This window comes from Sphingomonas sp. 7/4-4, from assembly GCF_027941955.1.
In the GTDB taxonomy this organism is placed as follows: domain Bacteria; phylum Pseudomonadota; class Alphaproteobacteria; order Sphingomonadales; family Sphingomonadaceae; genus Sphingomonas.
In genome coordinates this window covers 3,122,999-3,142,627 of record NZ_CP115960.1, presented here as the reverse complement: position 1 = coordinate 3,142,627, position 19,629 = coordinate 3,122,999, and the positions used below count along the sequence as shown (strand labels likewise).

Sequence of the window (19,629 nt, the reverse complement as noted above, 5' to 3'; positions counted from 1 at the left end):
AAGTTTGTAACTTGTCGCGCTTCAACCCCTGAAGGCGGACGCGGCGTGGCAGAAGGCGTGGGAAGAACGCCGCACCTTCGCCGCCCGCGACGATTCGCCCAAACCAAAGTCGTTCGTCCTCGAGATGTTCCCCTATCCTTCGGGGCGCATCCATATGGGACATGTGCGCAACTACACGATGGGCGACGTGCTCGCGCGCTTCCGCCGGATGAAGGGCATGGAAGTGCTCCATCCGATGGGCTGGGACGCGTTCGGCATGCCCGCGGAAAATGCCGCGATGGAAAAGAAGGTCCATCCCGGCAGCTGGACCCGCCAGAACATCGCGACGATGAAGGCGCAGCTCAAGCGGCTCGGCTTCGCGCTCGACTGGACGCGCGAGCTGGCAACCTGCGAGCCCGATTATTACGGGCACGAGCAGGCGATCTTCCTTGATTTCTTCGAGAACGGACTGGTTTACCGCAAGGAATCGGCGGTGAACTGGGATCCGGTCGACATGACCGTGCTCGCCAACGAACAGGTGATCGACGGACGCGGCTGGCGCTCGGGCGCATTGGTCGAGCGCAAGAAGCTCAGCCAGTGGTTCCTGAAGATCACGCAGTTCGCCGACGAGTTGCTGAGCGGTGTCCAGGGGCTCGAGCATTGGCCGGACAAGGTCAAGCTGATGCAGGAGAACTGGATCGGCAAGAGCGAGGGGCTGCGGTTCCGGTTCGCGCTTAGCGATGGCGGCGACGTCGAAGTGTTCACGACGCGTCCCGACACGATCTTCGGATCGAGCTTCGTCGCGATCGCGGCGGACCATCCGATCGCGCAGGCGCTCGCCGCCGGCAATCCGCAAGTTCAGGCGTTCATCGAGCGCTGCAAGCAGGGCGGCACGACCGCAGCCGAACTCGAGACACAGGAGAAACTGGGCCTCGATACCGGGCTGCGTGCGGCACACCCCTTTGATACTACTTGGGAATTGCCGGTCTATATCGCCAACTTCGTGCTGATGGACTATGGCACCGGCGCGGTATTCGGCGTGCCCGCACACGACCAACGCGATTTCGAGTTCGCAACCAAATATGGCTTGGGAATCCGCCGCGTCGTCTCCGACGGAGACAAAACCGCGCCCGAATTCCACGATGCCGAGGCCTATTCGGGCCCCGGCACGCTGGTGAATTCGCACTTCCTCGACGGCATGGACGTGGCCGACGCCAAACGCGCGGTAATCCAGCGCGCGGAAGAAGGTGGCTGGGGTACCGGGACGACCGTATGGCGCTTGCGCGACTGGGGCGTCAGCCGCCAGCGTTACTGGGGCACGCCGATCCCGATCATCCATTGCAGAATCGTGCGGGCCGGTGGGCGTGCCGCGCGAGCAGCTTCCGGTGGTGCTGCCCGAGGACGTGTCGTTCGATGTCCCCGGCAATCCGCTCGACCGGCATCCGACATGGAAGCAGGTCGATTGCCCGAAATGTGACTCTCCTGCCAGCCGTGAGACCGACACGCTCGATACTTTCGTCGATTCGTCGTGGTATTTCATCCGCTTCGCCAGTCAGCCCAGCGACAAGCCGTTCGACAAGGCAGTGGCCGAGCAATGGCTGCCGGTCGGCCAGTATATCGGCGGAGTCGAGCATGCGATCCTGCACTTGCTCTACGCGCGCTTCTTTACGCGTGCGCTCCAGCATATCGGCAAGCTCGACATCGCCGAGCCCTTCGCAGGGCTCTTCACCCAAGGCATGGTGACGCACGAGACCTACAGGGCACAGGACGGGCGCTGGCTCTCGCCCGAGGAGATTCGCAAGGACAGCGCCGGCGTAGTCGAGATCGCGTCGGGCGATGTCGCCGAAATCGGCCGCATCGAGAAGATGTCCAAGTCGAAGAAGAACACCGTCGATCCCGAGCCGATCGTTGACCAATACGGTGCGGACGCAGTGCGCTGGTTCATGCTTTCGGACAGTCCGCCCGAGCGCGATCTCGAATGGAGCGAGAACGGCATCGAAGGCGCGTGGCGCTTCGTCCAGCGGCTCTGGCGGCTGTTCGACGGGCTGGAAGATGCAACTGGCGAGGACAAGGATCTCGACCGGCGGCTGCACCGCACGATCGCGGGGGTTGCCGGCGATATCGAGGCGCTGACCTTCAACAAGGCAGTCGCGCGGCTCTACGAACTGGTCAACGCAGTCGAGAAGGCGCAGCCGTCGGCCTCGCGGACCAATACGATCCGCACGATCGTCCGGATCGTCGCACCGATGGTACCGCACCTCGCCGAAGAGGCCTGGGCCGCGATGGGCAATGCCGGGCTGATCGCCGACGCGCCGTGGCCCGACGTGGATCCCGCGCTGCTCGTCGACGACGAAGTCACGATCGCAGTGCAGGTGAATGGCAAGCTGCGCGATACACTGGTAATGCCGAAGGGCGCGCCGAAGGAAAGCGTCGAGGCGGCGGCACTTGCCGCCGAGAAGATCGTTCGGTCGCTCGAAGGAAAGGCTCCGAGGAAAGTGATCATCGTTCCCGATCGACTGGTGAACATCGTCGCATGAGGGCCGCGGCGCTCCTCTGCGCAGGCGCGCTGGCGCTCTCGGGCTGCGGGCTCAAGCCGCTGTACAGCGGCGGGGCCGGCGGGCCGGTGCAGACCATGCTGGCAGCGGTACAGGTTGCGCCGATCGAGGGCCAATCAGGCTGGCTGGTCTCCAACGCACTGCGCGACCGGCTGCAGGCGGGTGAGACGACGCCACGTTATCGGCTCGAAGTGCAGCTCGACGATTCGATCGCTGGACTCGGCGTACGCAGCGACGACAGCGTCGCGCGCGAGCGGCGGACGCTGCGCGCGCGCTATCAGCTGGTCGATCTCTCCACCGGCGGCGTCGTGCTCGACGCGACGGCGGGGTCGGACGCGGGCATCGACGTGGTCGGATCCGAATATGCGACGATCGCGGCCGAGAAGACCGCACTCGAGCGGCTCTCGGGGATCGTCGCCGATCAGATCGTCGCGCGCGTGGCACGCTTCGCGCAATCGGGCGGCAAGCCGGCGACGGCGCCCGCCAGCGCAGGCGCTTCGGGGCAATGAAGGCCAGCGCGGCGCAGATCCGCGCCGCCGTCGACAAGCCCAATCCGGCGACGCGTCTCTATCTGTTCCACGGGCCCGACGAATCGGGCGCGGCCGAGCTCGCCGAACGGCTGGCACGCGCGCTGGGGCCGGAAGTCGAGCGCGTCGATCTCGACATGAAGGCTCTGCGCGAACAGCCTGGGCGGCTCGCCGACGAGGCAGCGTCGATGTCGCTGTTCGGAGGCGTGCGCTATGTGCGGATCACCGGCGTGGAAGAAGGCGCCGGCGAGGCAGTCGCGCTGCTGCTGGGCGCCGAGCAAGCCGGCAATCCGGTGATTGCGATCGGACCGGGGCTCAAGGCCAGCGGCAAATTGGTCAAGACCGCGATCGCGGCGCCCACTGCGCTCACCTTCGCCTGCTATGTGCCCGAGGGGATCGACGCGGCGCGGCTGGCGACGACCGTCGCACGCGAGCACGGCCTGCGTCTCACCGGCGACGTGCCGCAGCGGATGGCAGCGGCAACCGGGGGCGACCGCGCGATCCTGTCACGCGAGATCGAGAAGCTGGCGCTGTTCCTCGACGCCGCGCCCGATCGGCCGCGCGACGCCGACGGGGCGGCGCTCGACGCGATCGGTGCCGATTTGGGGGATACCGAACTGTTTCACGCGATCGAGGCAGTGCTCGACGGGCGCGTCGCCGAAGTCGGCACCGAGCTCGCGCAACTGGGCGACGGCACTGCAATTCCGCTGCTGCGCCAGCTCGCGCGGCGGTTGATGACGCTGGCCGAGCTGCGCGGCGATATGGACAAGGGCGCGAGCGTTGATGAAGTGCTTGAGAAACATCGCGTTTTCTTCCGCGAGAAGGCAGCGACGGGGCGGGCACTGCGGCGCTGGAACGCGGGCCAGATCGCCCGCGCGATCGACCGCGTCCGCCAGGCCGAACGCGCATTGATGCATTCGGGAAGCGCCGGGGAAGTACTCGCCGAGGCCGAATGCGCTGCTATTGCCCGCGCCGCGGCACGGGCGCGGGGCTAGATACGCTCGCCGGTGAGCCGCTGGCAGACCATGTCGAGCTGATCGAGCGTCGAATAAGCGAGTGTGAGGCTGCCGCCCCTCGCACCATGCGCGATCTTGACGTTGAGGCCGAGGACGTCGCCGAGCTGGCGTTCGAGCGCCTGGATATCCGCATCCCGGAACGCCCCTCCCCACTCCTGCGCTTCGACGGCGGCTTGGCATCGCGCGCGAGCTTCTCGGTCTCGCGGACCGACAGGCCCTTTTCGGCGACGATGCGCGCGAGGCGCTCGGCATCGGGAGCGCCGATCAGGGCACGGGCATGGCCCATCTCGATCAGGCCTTCGACCACCATCTGACGGACCGGCTGGGGAAGGTCCAGCAATCTCAACAGGTTGGCGACATGACTGCGCGATTTGTGCACAAGCCGGCCGAGCGCTTCCTGCGTATGGCCGAACTCGCCGATCAGCCTGGCATAAGCCTCGGCCTCTTCGATCGCATTGAGATCCTCGCGCTGGATATTTTCGACCAGCGCGATTTCCATCGTCTCGGCATCGGTGAGCTCGCGGACGATGACAGGGACTTCGTGGAGCCGGGCGCGCTGTGCGGCGCGCCAGCGACGCTCGCCAGCGACGATCTGATAGCTGTGGCCGTGCGGGCGGACGACGATCGGCTGGATCAGCCCGCGCGCCGCGATCGATTCGGCGAGATCGTCGAGTGCGGCCTCGTCGAAATGACGGCGCGGCTGCCCGGGATGCGGCGCCATCGCGCTGACCGGCAGTGTGCGCAGCCCGGGGGTGCTGCTCGTCTCCGCCGCGCCGGAGATCGGCGCCTCGGGGACTGAATCACCCAACAAGGCGCTGAGGCCGCGACCTAGGCCGTGTTTGCGGGGAGCGGGTTCGGTCATGCGGCCTTCCTGAGCTTGGGCAGACGCTCGATCACTTCGCGGGCTAGCGCGATATACGCCTCGGAGCCGGCGCAGCGATAGTCGTAGATCAATGCCGGCATACCGTGACTCGGCGCTTCGGACAGGCGGACGTTGCGCGGGATCACCGTCTCGAACACCACCTTGCCGAGCACCGCGCGGACATCATCGGCCACCTGGTCGGTCAGCCGGTTGCGACGATCGTACATGGTGAGCGCGACGCCGAGGATCGACAGGCCGGGATTGAAGCGGCTGCGGATGCGATCGATCGTGCTGAGCAACTGGCTCAGCCCCTCGAGCGCGAAGAACTCGCATTGCAGCGGCACGAGGAGCGCGTGCGCGGCGACCATCGCGTTGATCGTCAGCAGCCCGAGCGAAGGCGGGCAATCGATCAGCACCACGTCCCAGCGCTGCGCGGCATGGCGGCTGATCGCTGCATCGAGGCGATGCGTGCGCGCCTCGAACTCGATCAGCTCGATCTCTGCCCCGGACAGGTCCTGCGTGGCGGGCACGATATCGAGCCGCGGCACCTTGGTGGCGATGGCGACCTGCTCAAGGTCGAGCGCACTTACGAGCAAGTCGTAGCTCGACTGCGCGCGATCGGCGCGGCCGATGCCAAGTCCCGTCGAAGCATTACCCTGCGGATCGAGATCGATCAGCAGGACGCGTTTGCCGGTCGCGGCGAGCGCGGTGCCGACATTGATCGCGGTAGTGGTCTTGCCCACCCCGCCTTTCTGATTGGCGATCGCTATGCAGATCATCTGGGCCGCACCCCTCGGGCCACCACGATACCGGAATCCGGCTGTGTGATGCTTGGTTCCACGTGGAACACACCTTGCCATTTCGTCTGCGCGGCTACCACCTCTGATTGGGCGTTTTGGCCCTTGGGCAGCAACCAGATTGTGGACGAATCTGTGCAATGTGCTGTGGACGCGAGCAGTTGCGAGAGTTCTGCCACCGCACGAGCAGAGACGATCGCTGCGCGATTCGTTGGACGATAGCTCTCCACCTTGCTCTGCTGCACCGTGACGCGCGGCAACCTGAGTTCCGAAACTACGTGCCGCAAAAACTCGACGCGTCGCGTGCGGGGTTCGACGAGCACTACCGGGCGGTCGAGCAAGATGGCAGCGACGAGTCCGGGAAGCCCGGCTCCGCTGCCAACATCCAGCCACGTTCCACGTGATGCGTCGCTCGCGAGAGGAACCAGCTGCGCCGAATCGACGAAATGCCGAGCCCAGAGTGTGTCGAGTGTGGACGCCGCGATCAGGTTCTGATTTGCGGCCTCGGCGCGCAAAAGTGCCGCGTAGTGATCGAGCTGCGTTTCACGTGAAACACCGAAACGCTCTCGAATCCAGGCACCAGCTTCGTCTTCCGTCACGCTGCGGATTTCCGGGCGTGAAGCAGAATCGCAGATAGCGCCGCCGGTGTGATGCCGCGAATACGCGAAGCCGCACCGAGCGTTTCCGGACGGGCGGAAGTCAGCTTCTCGACCATTTCGTTGGAGAGCCCCGGAATGGCGGCGAAATTCAAATCGGCGTTCAGGCGGACATTATCATTGGCGCGAAGCTGCTCCACCTCTGCCTGCTGCCGCTCAAGATAAGGAGCATAGCGAGCGTCCTCGACAAACTCGTCAAGAAGTTGCCCGTCGGCACCCAAGTCTTCAGCGACATGGGCAACCTCGACGCCGGGGAAACGAAGCCATTCCTTTGCCGATCGCCGTGCGCCATCGAGACCAACGGGCGCGCCCTTGGCATAAACCGCCGAAGCCGTCAGCGGTACGGCGAACAATTCCTCCAGCGCCTCACGCGCTTCGCAACGCGCCATGTGACGCGTAGTCCGCTCGCTACCCAATACCCCGAGATCATGCGCAATTTGCCCTAGCCGGGTTTCGGCATTGTCAGCGCGCAGGCGAAGACGGAATTCGGCTCGTGCAGTGAGCATTCGATAAGGCTCGGTGACGCCTTGCAGGACGAGGTCGTCGACCATCACCCCGAGATAGGAAGTCGCGCGATCGAGGATCAGCGGCTCGAGCTTTCTGGCGTGCGCTGCGGCGTTTATCCCGGCGACGAGGCCCTGCCCTGCTGCCTCCTCATATCCAGTGGTGCCGTTGATCTGGCCCGCGAAGTAGAGACCAGGAATATTCGGCAATCCTAGAGTCGCGTCGAGCGCGCGGGGATCGATATAATCATATTCGACTGCATAACCGGGCGTGACGATGCGCGTGCGCTCCAGTCCTGGTATCGATGTAACCATCGCCTCCTGGACATCAACCGGCAGCGAAGTCGACATGCCATTGGGATAGATCAGAGGTGTGTCGAGCCCCTCGGGTTCGAGGAAGATCTGATGGCCGTCGCGATCACCGAAGCGGTGGATCTTATCCTCGATCGAGGGACAGTAACGCGGCCCCTGCGCATCGATCGCGCCGGTGAATAGCGGCGAGCGGCTGAGGCCACTGCGTATCGCGTCGTGAGTCGCCTCGGTGGTGCGCGTCACGCCGCAATGCAGCTGTGGCAGTGCGCGGCTCGCGGTAATCGGCGACATCGTCCAGGGATCGTCGTCCGAGGGCTGTTCGGCGACGCGCGCCCAATCGATCGTACGGCCGTCTAGGCGCGGCGGCGTACCGGTCTTGAGACGCGCCATGGGAAGCGCCAATGCCCGGAGCTGTTCGGCCAGCCGCGTGGCCGACGCCTCCCCTACGCGTCCTCCAAACTCGCGCTCCTCACCCCGATAGATTCGCCCGCCAAGAAATGTGCCGGTTGCGAGCACCACTGCGTTGCCCGCGAGCAGGGTGCCGTCGGCAAGGCGCACGCCGGTGATTCGGCCACCGGCGAGTTCGAGCGCGTCCGCCTCTCCCTCGATCAATGCCAGATTGGGCTGTGCCTTGAGCATCGCCTGGATCGCCGCGGCGTAGCGTACGCGATCGGCCTGGACGCGCGGCCCCTGCACCGCAGTGCCCTTGCTGCGATTGAGCATCCGATAATGGATGCCGGCAGCGTCGGCCGCGCGCGCAATCAGCCCGTCGAACGCATCGACTTCGCGGACAAGATGCCCCTTGCCAAGCCCGCCAATTGCCGGATTGCACGACATCGCACCGAGCTTCGTTAGATCGAAGCTCAGCAATGCTGTCCGCGCGCCACGGCGTGCGGACGCAGCCACAGCCTCGGTGCCGGCATGGCCCCCGCCGATCACGATGACATCGAAATGCATGCGGCGTTTGCTAGAGCTTCGTTCGCCTCACGTCAAAAACGTTCCACGTGGAACATCTCATTTGCCGATGCAGAAGCGCGCGAAAAGCGAGTCGAGCATCGCCTCGACTCCCGCCCTTCCGGTGATCGCATCGAAGGCGCGCCGCGCCGTGCGCAACTCCTCCGCCGCCAGTAATGTGTCATGTTGCGCCGCAGCACGACTTAGCGCATCGGCCGCAGCGGCGGCGAGATCGGATTGGCGACGATTAAGCGCGAGCAGATCCGGCGGCGGCAACAGCTTCGCGGCCAATACATCGAGCCGTTCCCACAGCGAATCCATGCCCGCTCCGGTAGCAGCCGACACCGCCAAGTCTCGGCCCATTGCGGACTCTCTCCCGGGAAGATCGGCGCGAGCATGTAACCAGAGCATCATGGGATGAGCGGGCGGCGGCGAATCACCGAGCCACAACAGGATATCTGCCTCTTCCAGCGCGGCGCGCGCACGATCGATGCCGATCGCCTCGATCGGGTCCATGGTCGTTTCTGCGAGACCGGCAGTGTCGATCAGCAGATATGCCGTTCCGCCACGCACCACGGGCGCCTCGATTCGATCCCGCGTGGTGCCGGCGATGGGGATACAATCGCCGCGTCGCGTTCGACCATCGCGTTGAGCAAGGTCGACTTGCCGGCATTGGGCGGCCCGGCGAGCACAACGCGCAGGCCGTCCCGGAGCCGCTCCACCGGCGGCCGCGAAGTGACCTGCCTGATCTCCGCAGCCAGCGCCGCCGCCGCTTCCTGAAGCCCTGCCAGCGAGTCCGCTCCCGCGACATCATCCTCGTCGCTGTGATCAAGCTGCGCCTCGACCTGCGCGGCGAGCATCAGCAGGCGGCGCGACCAGTCCTCGACCTGGCGGCGGACAGCCCCTCAGCCGAGCGGACCGCAACGCGGCGCTGCGCCTCGGTCTCGGCCATCAGCAGATCGCCCAGCCCCTCCGCTTCACTCAGGTCCATCCGGCCGTTGAGCAATGCGCGGCGCGTGAACTCGCCCGGTTCGGCGGGGCGCAGGCCCTCGAGCGCGCCGAGCGCTGCCTCGACCGCACGGACCACCGCGCGACCGCCATGAAGATGAAGTTCGACAAGATCCTCGCCGCTGGCGCTGCGGGGGCCCGGAAAAGCAAGACGAGCCCACGGTCGAGCAACTCCCCGGTCGCCGGATCGCGCAGCGCCCGCAGCCCGGCCCGACGCGGGGCGGGAAGATCGCGCGCCAACAGTGCCGCGGCTTCGAACGCGCGCGAACCGCTCAGGCGCAATATCGCGATGGCGGCGGGCGGCGACCCGCTCGACACCGCAAAGATCGTGTCCATCTCAGCCGCTTTGCTTGCCGCTTTCGAACATCGTCCGCCAGAAGCTCATCGCGCCGTCGCCCATCGGTCCCCAATTGCGGATCATATCGGCAAACCCTTCAGGAGTCCCTTGTTTTTCAATGGCTTCCACCATCATCTGGACATAGCGGTCGTGCACCGGCGATAAATCGGGGAGCCCCATGGCACGGCGCGCCTCCTCGGGCGTGCAATCGACTTCGACATTGATCTTCATGGGCGCCGTCTCCGTTGCGCGGGCCGCCGGGCGGCTGCTAGTCTTGCGCCATGTATGCGCGCGACCACGCCCTGATCGCAACGCCCATCGGAGCGATCCGGGTCGAGGGCGATGAGACAGTGCTGACCGGAATCCGGATCGGCGGCGACGGCGCGCCAACCCCGGGCAATACTGCGGCCGTGCGCGCGACCGTCGAGCAGCTCGAGCAATGGTTCGCCAAGGAGCGGGAAATATTCGACTTGCCGCTCACCCCCGCCGGCACGCCGCGTGGGGAGGAGCTGCGCGCAGGACTGATCGCGATCGGCTATGGCGATACACTGAGCTATGGGGCGCTGGCGCGAATACTGGGGTCGGGCCCGCGCGCGATCGGCCAGCTTTGCGCACGCAACCCCTTCCCGATCGTCGTCCCCTGCCACCGCGTAATTGGCAGCGGCGGCACGCTCGGTCATTATTCGGGCGGCGACGGGCCCAAGACCAAATCCTGGCTGCTCGAGCATGAGCGCCGGCATTCGAGAGGGACCTTGCTATGACGGTGCGCATCGATGCGAGCGACGGCAGTGGCAGCTTCAGCGCCTATGTCGCCGAACCCGATGGCACCCCGCGCGCCGCGATCGTGGTGATCCAGGAGATTTTCGGTGTGAACCCGGGGATCCGCAAGAAATGCGACGATTGGGCGGCGAAAGGATACCTCGCATTCGCACCCGATCTGTTCTGGCGGCTGCAGCCTGAACTCGAGCTCGATCCTGATATTCCCGAGCAATTCCAGCAAGCGCTCGGCTGGATGAACAAGTTCGATCAGACCAAGGGCATCGAAGACATCGAATCGACGATAAAGGCTGCCCGGGCGAAACTGGGCGGCAAGGGTAAGGTCGGCGCGGTGGGTTATTGCCTTGGCGGACGCCTCGCTTTCATGACCGCGACGCGAACCGATTCCGACGCGACCGTCGGCTATTACGGCGTCGGCATCGACAATCTGCTCGGCGAGAAACACGCGATCGCGAATCCCGTGCTGCTCCACATCGCCGGCGCCGATCATTTCGTCACCGCCGATGTCCGGGCGAAGATGCACGAAGGGCTCGACGACCATCCCAAGGTGACTTTGTTCGACTATCCCGGCGAGGATCATGGCTTCGCGGCGGAGATGGGCAAGCGCCGATCAGAGGTCGCAGCGCAGCTGGCAGACGCGCGGACGGCCGCATTCTTCGCCGAGCATCTGAGCTGACAGCCCGCCTTCGTCATTCCCGCGTCCGCGAGACACCTCAGCCGAAGAAGGTGATGATCCCCGGCGTCTCGTGCGTGCCGACCCAGCCTTCGTAGATCATCCGGAAGGCGACGAAGACGATCACCGCGAGGCCGATATAAGCGATCCAGCGATAGCGATCGATCAGCTTGGCGATGAAATTGGCCGCGAGGCCCATCAAGGCAACCGAGAGCAGCAGCCCGACCACGAGGATGCCGGGATGCTCACGCGCCGCGCCGGCGACGGCGAGGACGTTGTCCAGGCTCATCGAAACGTCCGCGATGGCGACTGCCCAGGCCGCACCGGCGAAGCTGCGCGCGGAACGGACGCCCGAGCGTTCGTCGCCGTGGATCTCCTCGGAACCTGGGCTCTCGCCCATGTGCCGGATCTCGCGCCAGAACTTCCAGCTCACCCAGAGCAACAGCAGCCCGCCGGCGAAGATCAACCCGACGATGCCCATCAGCCAGCTGACGATCAGCGCGAAGAAAATGCGCAGGATCAGCGCGGCGCCGATGCCGATCAGGATGACTTTCTTGCGCTGCTCGGCGGGAAGGCCCGCGGCGAGCGCTCCCACGACGATCGCATTGTCTCCGGCAAGGACCAGGTCGATCATCAGCACCGACCCGAACGCCGCGAGCGCTGCCGGCTCGGTGATGTTCGAGAAGTCGGCGACGATGTGGTGCCAGATATCCAGCGGAGATCCCATTCCGCCTGCTGCGGAGGCGGCGGCGGACAGCAATGCGAACAGGCTCAAACGATCGACTCCCCGAAATATTCGACCACCGGAATCGGCTCATAGAAGCCGTGAAGCAGCCTGCGCCAGCCCTGATAACGCGTCGCCACGCGGAAACCGTCGCGATGTGCGGCGATATCGGTCCAAACCACGCAAAGCAGATATAGGTCCGCCCACGCGCTCCGCGCGAGGAGCCTCGATCGAGACGGAGCCGACCGTCTTTGTGCGAGGCCTGCGACAGCATGCCGCAGGTCGCACTGCGGATTACTGGTTCATGCTGTCGAAGAAGTCCTCGTTGGTCTTCGAGTCCTTCATCTTGTCGAGCAGGAACTCCATCGCATCGATCGTGCCCATCTGCATGAGGATGCGGCGCAGCACCCACATCTTGGAGAGCTTGTTCTTGTCGACGAGCAGCTCTTCCTTGCGGGTGCCGGACTTGCCGACATCGAGCGCCGGGAAGATGCGCTTGTCGGCAACCTTGCGGTCGAGGACGATTTCCGAGTTGCCGGTGCCCTTGAACTCTTCGAAGATGACTTCGTCCATGCGGCTGCCGGTGTCGATCAGCGCCGTGGCGATGATCGAGAGCGAACCGCCCTCCTCGATGTTACGCGCGGCACCGAAGAAGCGCTTGGGCCGCTGGAGCGCATTGGCGTCGACGCCGCCGGTCAGCACCTTGCCCGAGCTGGGCACCACGGTGTTGTAGGCGCGGCCGAGACGCGTGATCGAATCGAGCAGGATCACCACGTCCTTCTTGTGCTCGACGAGGCGCTTGGCCTTTTCGATCACCATCTCGGAGACCTGCACGTGGCGCTGCGCCGGCTCGTCGAAGGTCGAGGAGATGACCTCGCCCTTCACGCTGCGCTGCATGTCGGTGACTTCCTCGGGCCGCTCGTCGATGAGCAGCACGATCAGGAACACCTCAGGGTGGTTCTCGGTGATCGCGCGGGCAATGTTCTGGAGAAGCACCGTCTTGCCGACGCGCGGCGGCGCGACGATCAGTGCGCGCTGGCCCTTGCCCTGCGGCGCGACGATGTCGATGACCCGCGCCGACTTGTCCTTGATCGTCGGATCGAGCGTGTCGAGCGTCAGCTTGCTCTCGGGATAGAGCGGGGTGAGATTGTCGAAATTGACGCGGTGACGAACCGCATCGGGATCGTCGAAATTGACCGAGACCAGGCGAGTCAGCGCGAAATAGCGCTCGCCGTCCTTGGGTCCGCGGATCTCGCCTTCGACCGTGTCGCCGGTCCGCAGGCCGAATTTCCGGACCTGGTTGGGCGAGACATAGATGTCGTCGGGTCCGGCGAGATAATTGGCCTGCGGGCTGCGCAGGAAGCCGAACCCGTCGGGCAGCACTTCGATCGTGCCTTCGCCCATGATCTGCTCGCCATTCTCGGCCTGGGCCTTGAGGATTGCGAACAGCAGATCCTGCTTGCGCAATGTCGACGCGCTTTCGACGCCCAGCTCTTCGGCCATGCTGACCAATTCTGCGGGCGGGGTTTTCTTGAGTTCCTTGAGGTGCATGGGGAGTCCGGATGCTGGGAAGCTATGGGGAGAGCGTCGGTCGGCGGATGCGCACGAGTGGCGATGCTGAAGGAGGGAACCGTCGCCCGAGGAGCGTCCGGTCTGATGTGCGAATTAGGTGTGGGCCTTCGTCAAGTCAACGGCCATCGCAACGATTTACGCGCAGGAATATTGCTGAAACCGCGGAGCCGCCGCAAAATTAGAACGGCTTGACCACCACGAGCACGACGATGAGCACGACGGCCAGCGCGGGAATCTCACCGAGCATGCGCAGCCGGCGCGGCGAGAGACTGCCCTGCCCCTTGGCCAGCTTCTTCGAATAGCCGACCGCCCAGCCATTATATCCGCTGAGCGCGATCACCAGCAACAGCTTGGCATGGAGCCAGCCGAGCCCGGGCTCGCCGTCGAACAGTCCGAAATTGGCGGCGAGCGCAAGCCCGAGTAGCCAGACGATCGCCATCGAGGGCACGAGGATCGTGCGGCGGAGCAAGGCTTCGCGTTTTTCCCAATCGGCGGCCTGCGGGGTACCGAGCGTTTCCTGGTGATGGACGAGATAGCGCGGCAGCAGAAACAGGCCGGCCATCCAGAAGATCACGAAGATGATGTGAAAGGCCTTGACCCAGAGATAGGCCCCACCCAGAAATCCAGTCATGCTCGCCTCCGCTCGCGGGCGGTCACTTTTCCATCCTCACCCGCACCAGCAGCTGCTCGACATGCGCGATCGGCGTGTCGGGCAGGATACCGTGACCGAGATTAAACACATGTGGGCGTTCGGCGAAAGCGGCGAGAATCCGGTCGATCGCGGTGTCGAGCGTCGCGCCGCCGGCAATGAGCGCGAGCGGATCGAGATTGCCTTGTACCGGCAGTTTCGCGGGCAGCGAGGCATGCGCCCAGACCGGATCGACGGTCTCGTCGACACCGATCGCATCGACGCCCGTCTCACGGGCATACGCAGGGAGCTTGCCGCCAGCGCCCTTGGGGAAACCGATCACCGGCACACCTGGCGCGCGCTGGTGCAACGCCGCGACGATGCGCGCGGTGGGGGCGATCACCCATTGCTCGAATTGCGCAGGCGAAAGGCTGCCCGACCAGCTGTCGAACAACTGGACCGCCTCGACCCCCGCCGCGATCTGGCCGAGCAGATAGTCGATCGTGCAATCGGCAATGCGGTCGACCAGTGCCTGCATCAATGCGGGATCGCGATAAGCAAGGCGGCGCGCCTCGGCCTGCTCGCGGCTGCCCTGCCCGGCGATCATGTAGGTCGCGACGGTCCAGGGACTGCCTGCGAAGCCGAGGAAACTGGTCTCAGGGGGCAAGAGCGCCGCTACCTTGCGGACGGTGCCGTAGACCGGTTCCAGTACTCCTGCGTTCGTCTGGAGGCCCTCCAGCACATCGCGGGCGGTGATCGTGGGTGCGAGCCGCGGGCCTTCGCCGGTTTCGAACCAGAGATCCTGCCCCAGCGCCATCGGCACGATCAGAATGTCGGAGAACAGGATCGCACCGTCCATGCCGAAGCGGCGGATCGGCTGCAGCGTGATCTCGGCCGCCGCGTCGCTGTCCATCGCGAGCGCGAGGAAGCCGCCTTTCTCCTCCCGTAACGCCCGATATTCGGGGAGGTAGCGGCCCGCCTGGCGCATCAGCCAGATCGGCGGAATTGACTGCTTCTCGCCCTTCAAAGTCGCGAGCAGGGGCTTGGGGGACAGGGAAGTCAGGGCCTCTATCCTAATTCTATAAGAGAAGAATCTAAGGGTTGTTGGAGATAGTAGGGGCGTGGAAGCCGGGGCTTAGGCACTCACCCGCAAATTGCCAACAGATTGACTCCGTCATCCCCACGGCATCCCTCGGATTCGGCTTCCATGTCCCCGCTTTTCACAGCCTGTGGGCCGGAACCGGGGGCTGGGGACGGGATTGTGGAAGAATCGCGAGCCGGAGCCCGGTTTTCGCGCGCTTGGCCGCTGCGCGTGGTTGCGCTAGCGGCTGTCCATTATGTTCTCCACAGATTCACGCACGGCCTGATGCGGCTCCATCTCCACCTTCTCTCGGACTCCACCGGCGAGACGCTGGAGAATATCGCCAAGGCGGCGCTGGCGCAGTTCGACGATGTCGAGACGCTGCGCCATTTCTGGCCGATGGTGCGCAGCGAAGCGCATCTCGAGCGCATCCTCGAGGAGATCGCCCAGAATCCGGGCCTGGTGATCTTCACGCTGGTCAACAACGATGTCCGCCGCACGCTCGAGACCCGCTGCCGGGCAATGGGGCTGCCGGCGATCGCACCGCTCGATCCGGTGAGCCATGCGCTCTCCAATCTGCTCGGACAGGAAGCCAAGGCCCGGCCGGGGCGGCAGCACACGCTGGACGCAGCCTATTTCGCGCGCGTCGACGCGATCCAGTTCACCATGGCGCATGACGACGGCATCGGTGCCGAGGATTGGGAGGAATGCGACATCGTCCTCGCCGGCGTGTCGCGCTCGTCCAAGACGCCGACGTCGATCTACCTCGCCAATCGCGGCTACAAGACCGCCAACATTCCGGTCGTGGTCGAATCGCCGCCGCCGCCGGAGCTGTTCGGACTCAAGCATCCTCTGGTCGTCGGGCTCACCACCAGTGCCGACCGGCTCGTCCAGATCCGCCGCAACCGGCTGCTCTCGCTCAACCAGAGCCCCGAGACCGCTTATGTCGATCAGGATTCGGTCCAGCGCGAGATCGCTTATGCCCGCCGCATGTTCGCCGACAATGGCTGGCCGGTGATCGACGTGACGCGGCGTTCGATCGAAGAGACGGCTGCTGCGATCATCCAGCTCTGCAACGAGCGGACATTGCGGGAGAAGGACGCATGAATCTGATCCTCGCCTCGCAAAGCGCGTCGCGCCGGGCAATGCTCGATGCGGCCGGCGTGCCGCATGAAGCGGTCGCGGCGCAGGTCGACGAGGCTTCGGCGAAGGACTCGCTGATCGCGGGCGGGATTTCCGCGCGCGACCTGTCAGACGCGCTCGCCGAATTGAAGGCGCTCAAGGTTTCGCGGATGGCCCCGGGCGCTTTGGTGCTCGGCTGCGATTCGGTGGTCGCGCTCGACGACGGCACCCTGCTCGACAAGCCGGTCAGCCGCGAGAATGCGGCCGAGCATCTCCGGATGATGTCGGGCCGGCACCACGATCTCTACAGCGCCGCGGTGATCGCCGAGGGCGGTCGCGGCGTGTGGCGGCATGTCGATCGCGCGCGGATGCACGTCCGGACATTGTCGGAAGGCTTCATCGCCGAATATCTCGACCGGGAATGGCCCGCGATCGGCGGCTGCGTCGGTTGCTACCGGATGGAAGGGCCGGGCGTACAGCTGTTCAGCCGTACCGAGGGTAGCCACTTCACCATCCTGGGAATGCCGATGCTGCCACTGCTCGATTATCTGCGCGTCCGGGGAATTTTGACGTCATGACGCCCTATGCCGAAGTGATCGGCGATCCGATCGCGCATTCCAAATCGCCGCTGATTCACGGCTTCTGGCTGCAGGCGCTGGGCATCCACGCCGAATATCGCGCCATGCATGTCACGCCCGAGGGGCTCGCCGGCTATTTCGATGCGCGCCGCGCCGATCCCGCCTGGCGCGGGACCAACATCACCATCCCGCACAAGCAGGCGGCGCTCGACCATGTCGAGGATCGCGGCGACGTCCGCGGTTCGATCGGTGCGATCAACACGGTGGTGCGCGCCGGCGACGGGGCGCTGATCGGCACCAATACCGATGCCGGCGGATTCTACGCGCCGATCGCGGGGCTCGATCTCGAAGGCAGGCACGCCGTGGTGATCGGGGCGGGCGGCGGCGCGCGCGCGATCCTGTTCGCGCTTTCGAAGGTCGGAATCGGCCGCGTGACGATCCTCAATCGCAACGTGCTCAAGGCCGCGGCATTGTTGTCGAGCTTCGGGATCAAGGGCGACGCAGTGCCGCTGGGCAGTCCGCTCCCGCCCGCCGACCTGCTGGTCAATGCCAGCGCGTTGGGGATGGTCGGCCAGCCGCCGCTCGATCTCGATCTTGCGCCGCTGCCGGCGGACGCAGTGGTCTATGACATCGTCTATACGCCGCTCGAGACGCCCTTGCTCGCACAGGCGCGGGCGCGCGCGCTCGACACGGTGGACGGGCTCGACATGCTGATCGGCCAGGCCGCTTTGGCGTTCGAATTGTTCTTCGAGGCCGAGCCGCCGCGCGAACGCGACGACGAGCTGCGGGACCTGCTGGCGAAATGATCACGATCGGCCTCACCGGGTCGATCGGCATGGGCAAGTCGACCGTCGCGCAGATGTTCGCCGACCAAGGTGTGCCGGTGTTCGACGCCGACGAGACCGTCCATCAACTGCAGGGCCCCGGCGGCGCGCTGGTCGAGGTGATCGAAGCGGCGTTTCCGGACACGACCGGCGCGCAGGGCGTGGATCGCACCGCGCTCCGCGAAGCCGTGTTCGGCAACGAGGCCGCGTTCGCGCGCCTCGAGGCCCTGGTCCATCCGGCGGTTGCCCGCGCGCGCGACGCGTTTCTCGCCGCCAATGCCTCGGCGCCGATGGTGGTGCTCGACGTGCCTTTGCTGTTCGAGGCGGGCGGTTGGGCGGCGGTCGACAAGATCGTCGTCGTCTCGGCACCGCCCGAAGTCCAGCGCGCCCGGGTGCTCGCGCGGCCGGGAATGAGCGTCGAACGCTTCGAGTCGATTCTCGACCGCCAGCTCTCCGATTCCGAAAAACGCGCCCGCGCCGATTTCGTGATTTCCACCGATGGCCCGCTGGAGGAAACGCGTGCGCAGGTGCGCCACGTCCTCACTTGCCTAGCCGCGCCCAGGGGAGGATAAGGCGGAATGCGCGAAATCGTGTTCGATACCGAAACGACGGGGCTCAGCTTCGCGGGCGGAGACCGGCTGGTCGAGATCGGCTGCATCGAATTGGTCAACCGGGTCCCCACGGGCCGCCATCTGCACCATTATATCAACCCCCAGCGCGACATGCCGCCAGAGGCCGAACGCGTCCACGGGCTGAGCGCGCGCTTCCTTTCGGACAAGCCGCTTTTCCATGATGTGGTCGAGGACCTCATCGAATTTCTCGGCGATTGCCCACTGGTTGCGCATAATGCGGGGTTCGACTTCTCGTTCCTGAACGGAGAGCTCAGCCGCTGCGGGCGTCCGCTGATCGATCACGGCCGGATGGTCGACACACTCGCGATCGCGCGGGTCAAGCATCCCGGCGCCAAGCACACGCTCGACGCCCTGTGCACGCGCTACGGAATCGACCTCAGCGCGCGCACGCTCCACGGCGCATTGCTCGACGCACAGCTGCTGGCACAGGTCTATGTCGAGCTGACTGGCGGGCGGCAGATCACTTTGGGCCTCGCGGTCGACGCGCCGGTGATGCGCGAGACGCCCGCCGAGGCCGCCAACCGGGTCCATGTGCGACCTGCCCGGCATTTTGCGCCATCGGCCGTGGAACTTGAGCGCCACGCAGCCTTTGTCCAGAAGTTGGAGGACCCGCTCTGGGTATCGGCGGCATCCGGTTGACCGGGTTCGGCCGATACGCGTGTCGGAGCGACCTCATTTTGAAGCGGAGGTAATGTCATGGATATCCGAGTCTCTGGCCATCAGGTCGAAACCGGCGCAGCGCTCAAGACGCTGGTCACCGAACGACTCCAGGGTATCGCCGACAAATATTTCTCTCGCGCCATCTCGTCGCAGGCCACGTTCGGCAAGGGGCCGCACGACAATGGCTTCACGTGCGACATCGTCATGCACGTAATGCAGGGGCTGGTGCTCAAATCCTCGAATTCGGGGATGGAGGCCAATGGCGCGTTCGACGGCGCCGCCGATCGCATCGACAAGCAGCTCCGCCGCTATACTCGCCGGCTCAAGGACCGGCAGAACGGCACCGTCAATGCGTTCGCCGAGAACGGCGCCTACGACAATGCCGGCTACACGTTGTTCGAAGAGCCGGCTCCCGAGGAGGAGCCCTCCGAAGCCCCGCTGATCATCGCCGAGACGCGCGTCGACGTGCCCGAGGCGACGGTTTCCGACGCAGTGATGATGCTCGACCTGCGGCACACCAACGCATTGCTGTTCCGCAACACCGCGACCGGAACCCACAACATGGTCTATCGCCGCGGCGACGGGACGATCGGCTGGGTTGAGCCGAACCGCACTCAGGCCTGAGGCCTCGTATTCCCTGCCCGCAATGGCCGTGACGGAGCGAATTTCGGCGCACAGGGAGGAATGAGGAGGGAGCGATGCGGTGTCATCGTGACCGACGAATGACGTGGCTGTGCGCCGAAAGCCGCCCGCCGCTTCGCGGTCGCCCGGAGACGAACGCTGGACTGCGTCAGCCCGCTTGCACGGGCCCACCAGCCCGCGCTGCGCGAGCTCCTTGCCAGATGGTCAGGT

The 19,629-nt window shown here is 65.4% G+C and carries 19 protein-coding genes and 3 pseudogenes; 11 read left to right on the top strand and 11 right to left on the bottom strand.

Annotated features, from left to right (window positions below; all coding sequences use genetic code 11):
- Positions 1–28: 28 nt before the first annotated feature.
- The 3 genes and pseudogenes from leuS (at position 29) to holA (ending at position 4,056) form a co-directional block, all read left to right on the top strand.
- Positions 29–2,516: pseudogene (leuS, locus tag PIB19_RS15900) on the top strand (leucine--tRNA ligase).
- Complete coding sequence (gene lptE, locus PIB19_RS15895; protein ID WP_271238133.1) at positions 2,513–3,043, top strand: LPS assembly lipoprotein LptE; 531 nt, start codon at positions 2,513–2,515, stop codon at positions 3,041–3,043. The pseudogene leuS and the gene lptE overlap by 4 nt, the downstream one beginning before the upstream one ends.
- A complete protein-coding gene (gene holA, locus PIB19_RS15890) occupies positions 3,040–4,056 on the top strand; it encodes a DNA polymerase III subunit delta (RefSeq protein ID WP_271238132.1) in 1,017 nt (338 codons plus the stop codon). The genes lptE and holA overlap by 4 nt, the downstream gene beginning before the upstream one ends.
- Here the strand turns inward: holA and PIB19_RS15885 are convergent.
- The 6 genes and pseudogenes from PIB19_RS15885 to PIB19_RS15860 form a co-directional block, all read right to left on the bottom strand.
- A pseudogene (locus PIB19_RS15885) lies at positions 4,053–4,939 on the bottom strand (ParB/RepB/Spo0J family partition protein). The gene holA and the pseudogene PIB19_RS15885 sit on opposite strands and share 4 nt — an antisense overlap.
- Positions 4,936–5,718 (bottom strand): ParA family protein, encoded by a 783-nt coding sequence (locus PIB19_RS15880; protein ID WP_271238131.1) that lies wholly within the window; start codon positions 5,716–5,718, stop codon positions 4,936–4,938. Before PIB19_RS15880 ends, PIB19_RS15885 begins: the two are co-directional and overlap by 4 nt.
- The gene (rsmG, locus tag PIB19_RS15875; protein WP_271238130.1) at positions 5,715–6,335 is read right to left on the bottom strand and encodes a 16S rRNA (guanine(527)-N(7))-methyltransferase RsmG; all 621 of its coding nucleotides are present in this window, start codon (positions 6,333–6,335) and stop codon (positions 5,715–5,717) included. Before rsmG ends, PIB19_RS15880 begins: the two co-directional genes overlap by 4 nt.
- Positions 6,332–8,164 carry a tRNA uridine-5-carboxymethylaminomethyl(34) synthesis enzyme MnmG gene (mnmG, locus tag PIB19_RS15870; RefSeq protein WP_271238129.1) on the bottom strand — a complete coding sequence of 611 codons (1,833 nt, stop codon included), beginning with the start codon at positions 8,162–8,164 and terminating at the stop codon, positions 6,332–6,334. Before mnmG ends, rsmG begins: the two co-directional genes overlap by 4 nt.
- 57 nt (positions 8,165–8,221) lie before the next feature.
- A pseudogene (gene mnmE / locus PIB19_RS15865) lies at positions 8,222–9,505 on the bottom strand (tRNA uridine-5-carboxymethylaminomethyl(34) synthesis GTPase MnmE).
- A 1-nt stretch (position 9,506) separates the two neighbouring features.
- Positions 9,507–9,737, bottom strand: a complete 231-nt coding sequence (locus PIB19_RS15860) for a DUF6489 family protein (RefSeq protein ID WP_029936938.1) — start codon at positions 9,735–9,737, stop codon at positions 9,507–9,509.
- Positions 9,738–9,787: 50 nt separating this feature from the next.
- Here PIB19_RS15860 and PIB19_RS15855 point away from each other — a divergent pair, with 50 nt between their 5' ends.
- Positions 9,788–10,267 (top strand): methylated-DNA--[protein]-cysteine S-methyltransferase, encoded by a 480-nt coding sequence (locus tag PIB19_RS15855; protein WP_271238128.1) that lies wholly within the window; start codon positions 9,788–9,790, stop codon positions 10,265–10,267.
- Positions 10,264–10,959, top strand: a complete 696-nt coding sequence (locus PIB19_RS15850) for a dienelactone hydrolase family protein (RefSeq protein WP_271238127.1) — start codon at positions 10,264–10,266, stop codon at positions 10,957–10,959. The genes PIB19_RS15855 and PIB19_RS15850 overlap by 4 nt, the downstream gene beginning before the upstream one ends.
- Positions 10,960–10,996: 37 nt before the next feature.
- Here PIB19_RS15850 and PIB19_RS15845 read toward each other — a convergent pair whose 3' ends face one another.
- The 5 genes from PIB19_RS15845 to hemE form a co-directional block, all read right to left on the bottom strand.
- Positions 10,997–11,683 carry a TerC family protein gene (locus PIB19_RS15845; RefSeq protein WP_271241013.1) on the bottom strand — a complete coding sequence of 229 codons (687 nt, stop codon included), beginning with the start codon at positions 11,681–11,683 and terminating at the stop codon, positions 10,997–10,999.
- Positions 11,684–11,727: 44 nt separating this feature from the next.
- Positions 11,728–11,862, bottom strand: a complete 135-nt coding sequence (locus tag PIB19_RS15840) for a hypothetical protein (RefSeq protein WP_271238126.1) — start codon at positions 11,860–11,862, stop codon at positions 11,728–11,730.
- A 112-nt stretch (positions 11,863–11,974) separates the two neighbouring features.
- Positions 11,975–13,231 carry a transcription termination factor Rho gene (rho, locus tag PIB19_RS15835; RefSeq protein WP_029936932.1) on the bottom strand — a complete coding sequence of 419 codons (1,257 nt, stop codon included), beginning with the start codon at positions 13,229–13,231 and terminating at the stop codon, positions 11,975–11,977.
- A gap of 199 nt (positions 13,232–13,430) precedes the next feature.
- Positions 13,431–13,883 (bottom strand): CopD family protein, encoded by a 453-nt coding sequence (locus PIB19_RS15830; protein ID WP_271238125.1) that lies wholly within the window; start codon positions 13,881–13,883, stop codon positions 13,431–13,433.
- Between the two features lie 22 nt (positions 13,884–13,905).
- Complete coding sequence (gene hemE, locus PIB19_RS15825) at positions 13,906–14,868, bottom strand: uroporphyrinogen decarboxylase (protein WP_271241012.1); 963 nt, start codon at positions 14,866–14,868, stop codon at positions 13,906–13,908.
- 378 nt (positions 14,869–15,246) lie between these two features.
- Here hemE and PIB19_RS15820 point away from each other — a divergent pair, with 378 nt between their 5' ends.
- The 6 genes from PIB19_RS15820 to hpf are packed head-to-tail and all read left to right on the top strand — an operon-like array spanning position 15,247 to position 19,401.
- On the top strand, positions 15,247–16,068 hold the full coding sequence (locus tag PIB19_RS15820) for a pyruvate, water dikinase regulatory protein (RefSeq protein WP_443018628.1): 822 nt from the start codon (positions 15,247–15,249) through the stop codon (positions 16,066–16,068).
- The gene (locus PIB19_RS15815; RefSeq protein WP_271238124.1) at positions 16,065–16,661 is read left to right on the top strand and encodes a Maf family protein; all 597 of its coding nucleotides are present in this window, start codon (positions 16,065–16,067) and stop codon (positions 16,659–16,661) included. The genes PIB19_RS15820 and PIB19_RS15815 overlap by 4 nt, the downstream gene beginning before the upstream one ends.
- Positions 16,658–17,467, top strand: coding sequence for a shikimate dehydrogenase family protein (locus tag PIB19_RS15810; RefSeq protein WP_271238123.1), 810 nt, complete (start codon positions 16,658–16,660; stop codon positions 17,465–17,467). The genes PIB19_RS15815 and PIB19_RS15810 overlap by 4 nt, the downstream gene beginning before the upstream one ends.
- Complete coding sequence (gene coaE, locus PIB19_RS15805; RefSeq protein WP_271238122.1) at positions 17,464–18,057, top strand: dephospho-CoA kinase; 594 nt, start codon at positions 17,464–17,466, stop codon at positions 18,055–18,057. The genes PIB19_RS15810 and coaE overlap by 4 nt, the downstream gene beginning before the upstream one ends.
- A gap of 6 nt (positions 18,058–18,063) precedes the next feature.
- A complete protein-coding gene (gene dnaQ / locus PIB19_RS15800; RefSeq protein ID WP_271238121.1) occupies positions 18,064–18,756 on the top strand; it encodes a DNA polymerase III subunit epsilon in 693 nt (230 codons plus the stop codon).
- Between the two features lie 57 nt (positions 18,757–18,813).
- Positions 18,814–19,401 carry a ribosome hibernation-promoting factor, HPF/YfiA family gene (gene hpf, locus PIB19_RS15795; RefSeq protein WP_271238120.1) on the top strand — a complete coding sequence of 196 codons (588 nt, stop codon included), beginning with the start codon at positions 18,814–18,816 and terminating at the stop codon, positions 19,399–19,401.
- Positions 19,402–19,629 lie beyond the last annotated feature (228 nt).

Coding starts and splice junctions, on each gene's coding strand:
- lptE (WP_271238133.1), top strand. CDS start 2,513: ATGAGGGCCGCGGCGCTCCTCTGCGCAGGCGCGCTGGCGCTCTCGGGC.
- holA (WP_271238132.1), top strand. CDS start 3,040: ATGAAGGCCAGCGCGGCGCAGATCCGCGCCGCCGTCGACAAGCCCAAT.
- PIB19_RS15880 (WP_271238131.1), bottom strand. CDS start 5,718: ATGATCTGCATAGCGATCGCCAATCAGAAAGGCGGGGTGGGCAAGACC.
- mnmG (WP_271238129.1), bottom strand. CDS start 8,164: ATGCATTTCGATGTCATCGTGATCGGCGGGGGCCATGCCGGCACCGAG.
- PIB19_RS15860 (WP_029936938.1), bottom strand. CDS start 9,737: ATGAAGATCAATGTCGAAGTCGATTGCACGCCCGAGGAGGCGCGCCGT.
- PIB19_RS15855 (WP_271238128.1), top strand. CDS start 9,788: ATGTATGCGCGCGACCACGCCCTGATCGCAACGCCCATCGGAGCGATC.
- PIB19_RS15850 (WP_271238127.1), top strand. CDS start 10,264: ATGACGGTGCGCATCGATGCGAGCGACGGCAGTGGCAGCTTCAGCGCC.
- PIB19_RS15845 (WP_271241013.1), bottom strand. CDS start 11,683: ATGGGATCTCCGCTGGATATCTGGCACCACATCGTCGCCGACTTCTCG.
- rho (WP_029936932.1), bottom strand. CDS start 13,231: ATGCACCTCAAGGAACTCAAGAAAACCCCGCCCGCAGAATTGGTCAGC.
- PIB19_RS15830 (WP_271238125.1), bottom strand. CDS start 13,883: ATGACTGGATTTCTGGGTGGGGCCTATCTCTGGGTCAAGGCCTTTCAC.
- hemE (WP_271241012.1), bottom strand. CDS start 14,868: ATGCGCCAGGCGGGCCGCTACCTCCCCGAATATCGGGCGTTACGGGAG.
- PIB19_RS15820 (WP_443018628.1), top strand. CDS start 15,247: ATGCGGCTCCATCTCCACCTTCTCTCGGACTCCACCGGCGAGACGCTG.
- PIB19_RS15815 (WP_271238124.1), top strand. CDS start 16,065: ATGAATCTGATCCTCGCCTCGCAAAGCGCGTCGCGCCGGGCAATGCTC.
- PIB19_RS15810 (WP_271238123.1), top strand. CDS start 16,658: ATGACGCCCTATGCCGAAGTGATCGGCGATCCGATCGCGCATTCCAAA.
- coaE (WP_271238122.1), top strand. CDS start 17,464: ATGATCACGATCGGCCTCACCGGGTCGATCGGCATGGGCAAGTCGACC.
- dnaQ (WP_271238121.1), top strand. CDS start 18,064: ATGCGCGAAATCGTGTTCGATACCGAAACGACGGGGCTCAGCTTCGCG.
- hpf (WP_271238120.1), top strand. CDS start 18,814: ATGGATATCCGAGTCTCTGGCCATCAGGTCGAAACCGGCGCAGCGCTC.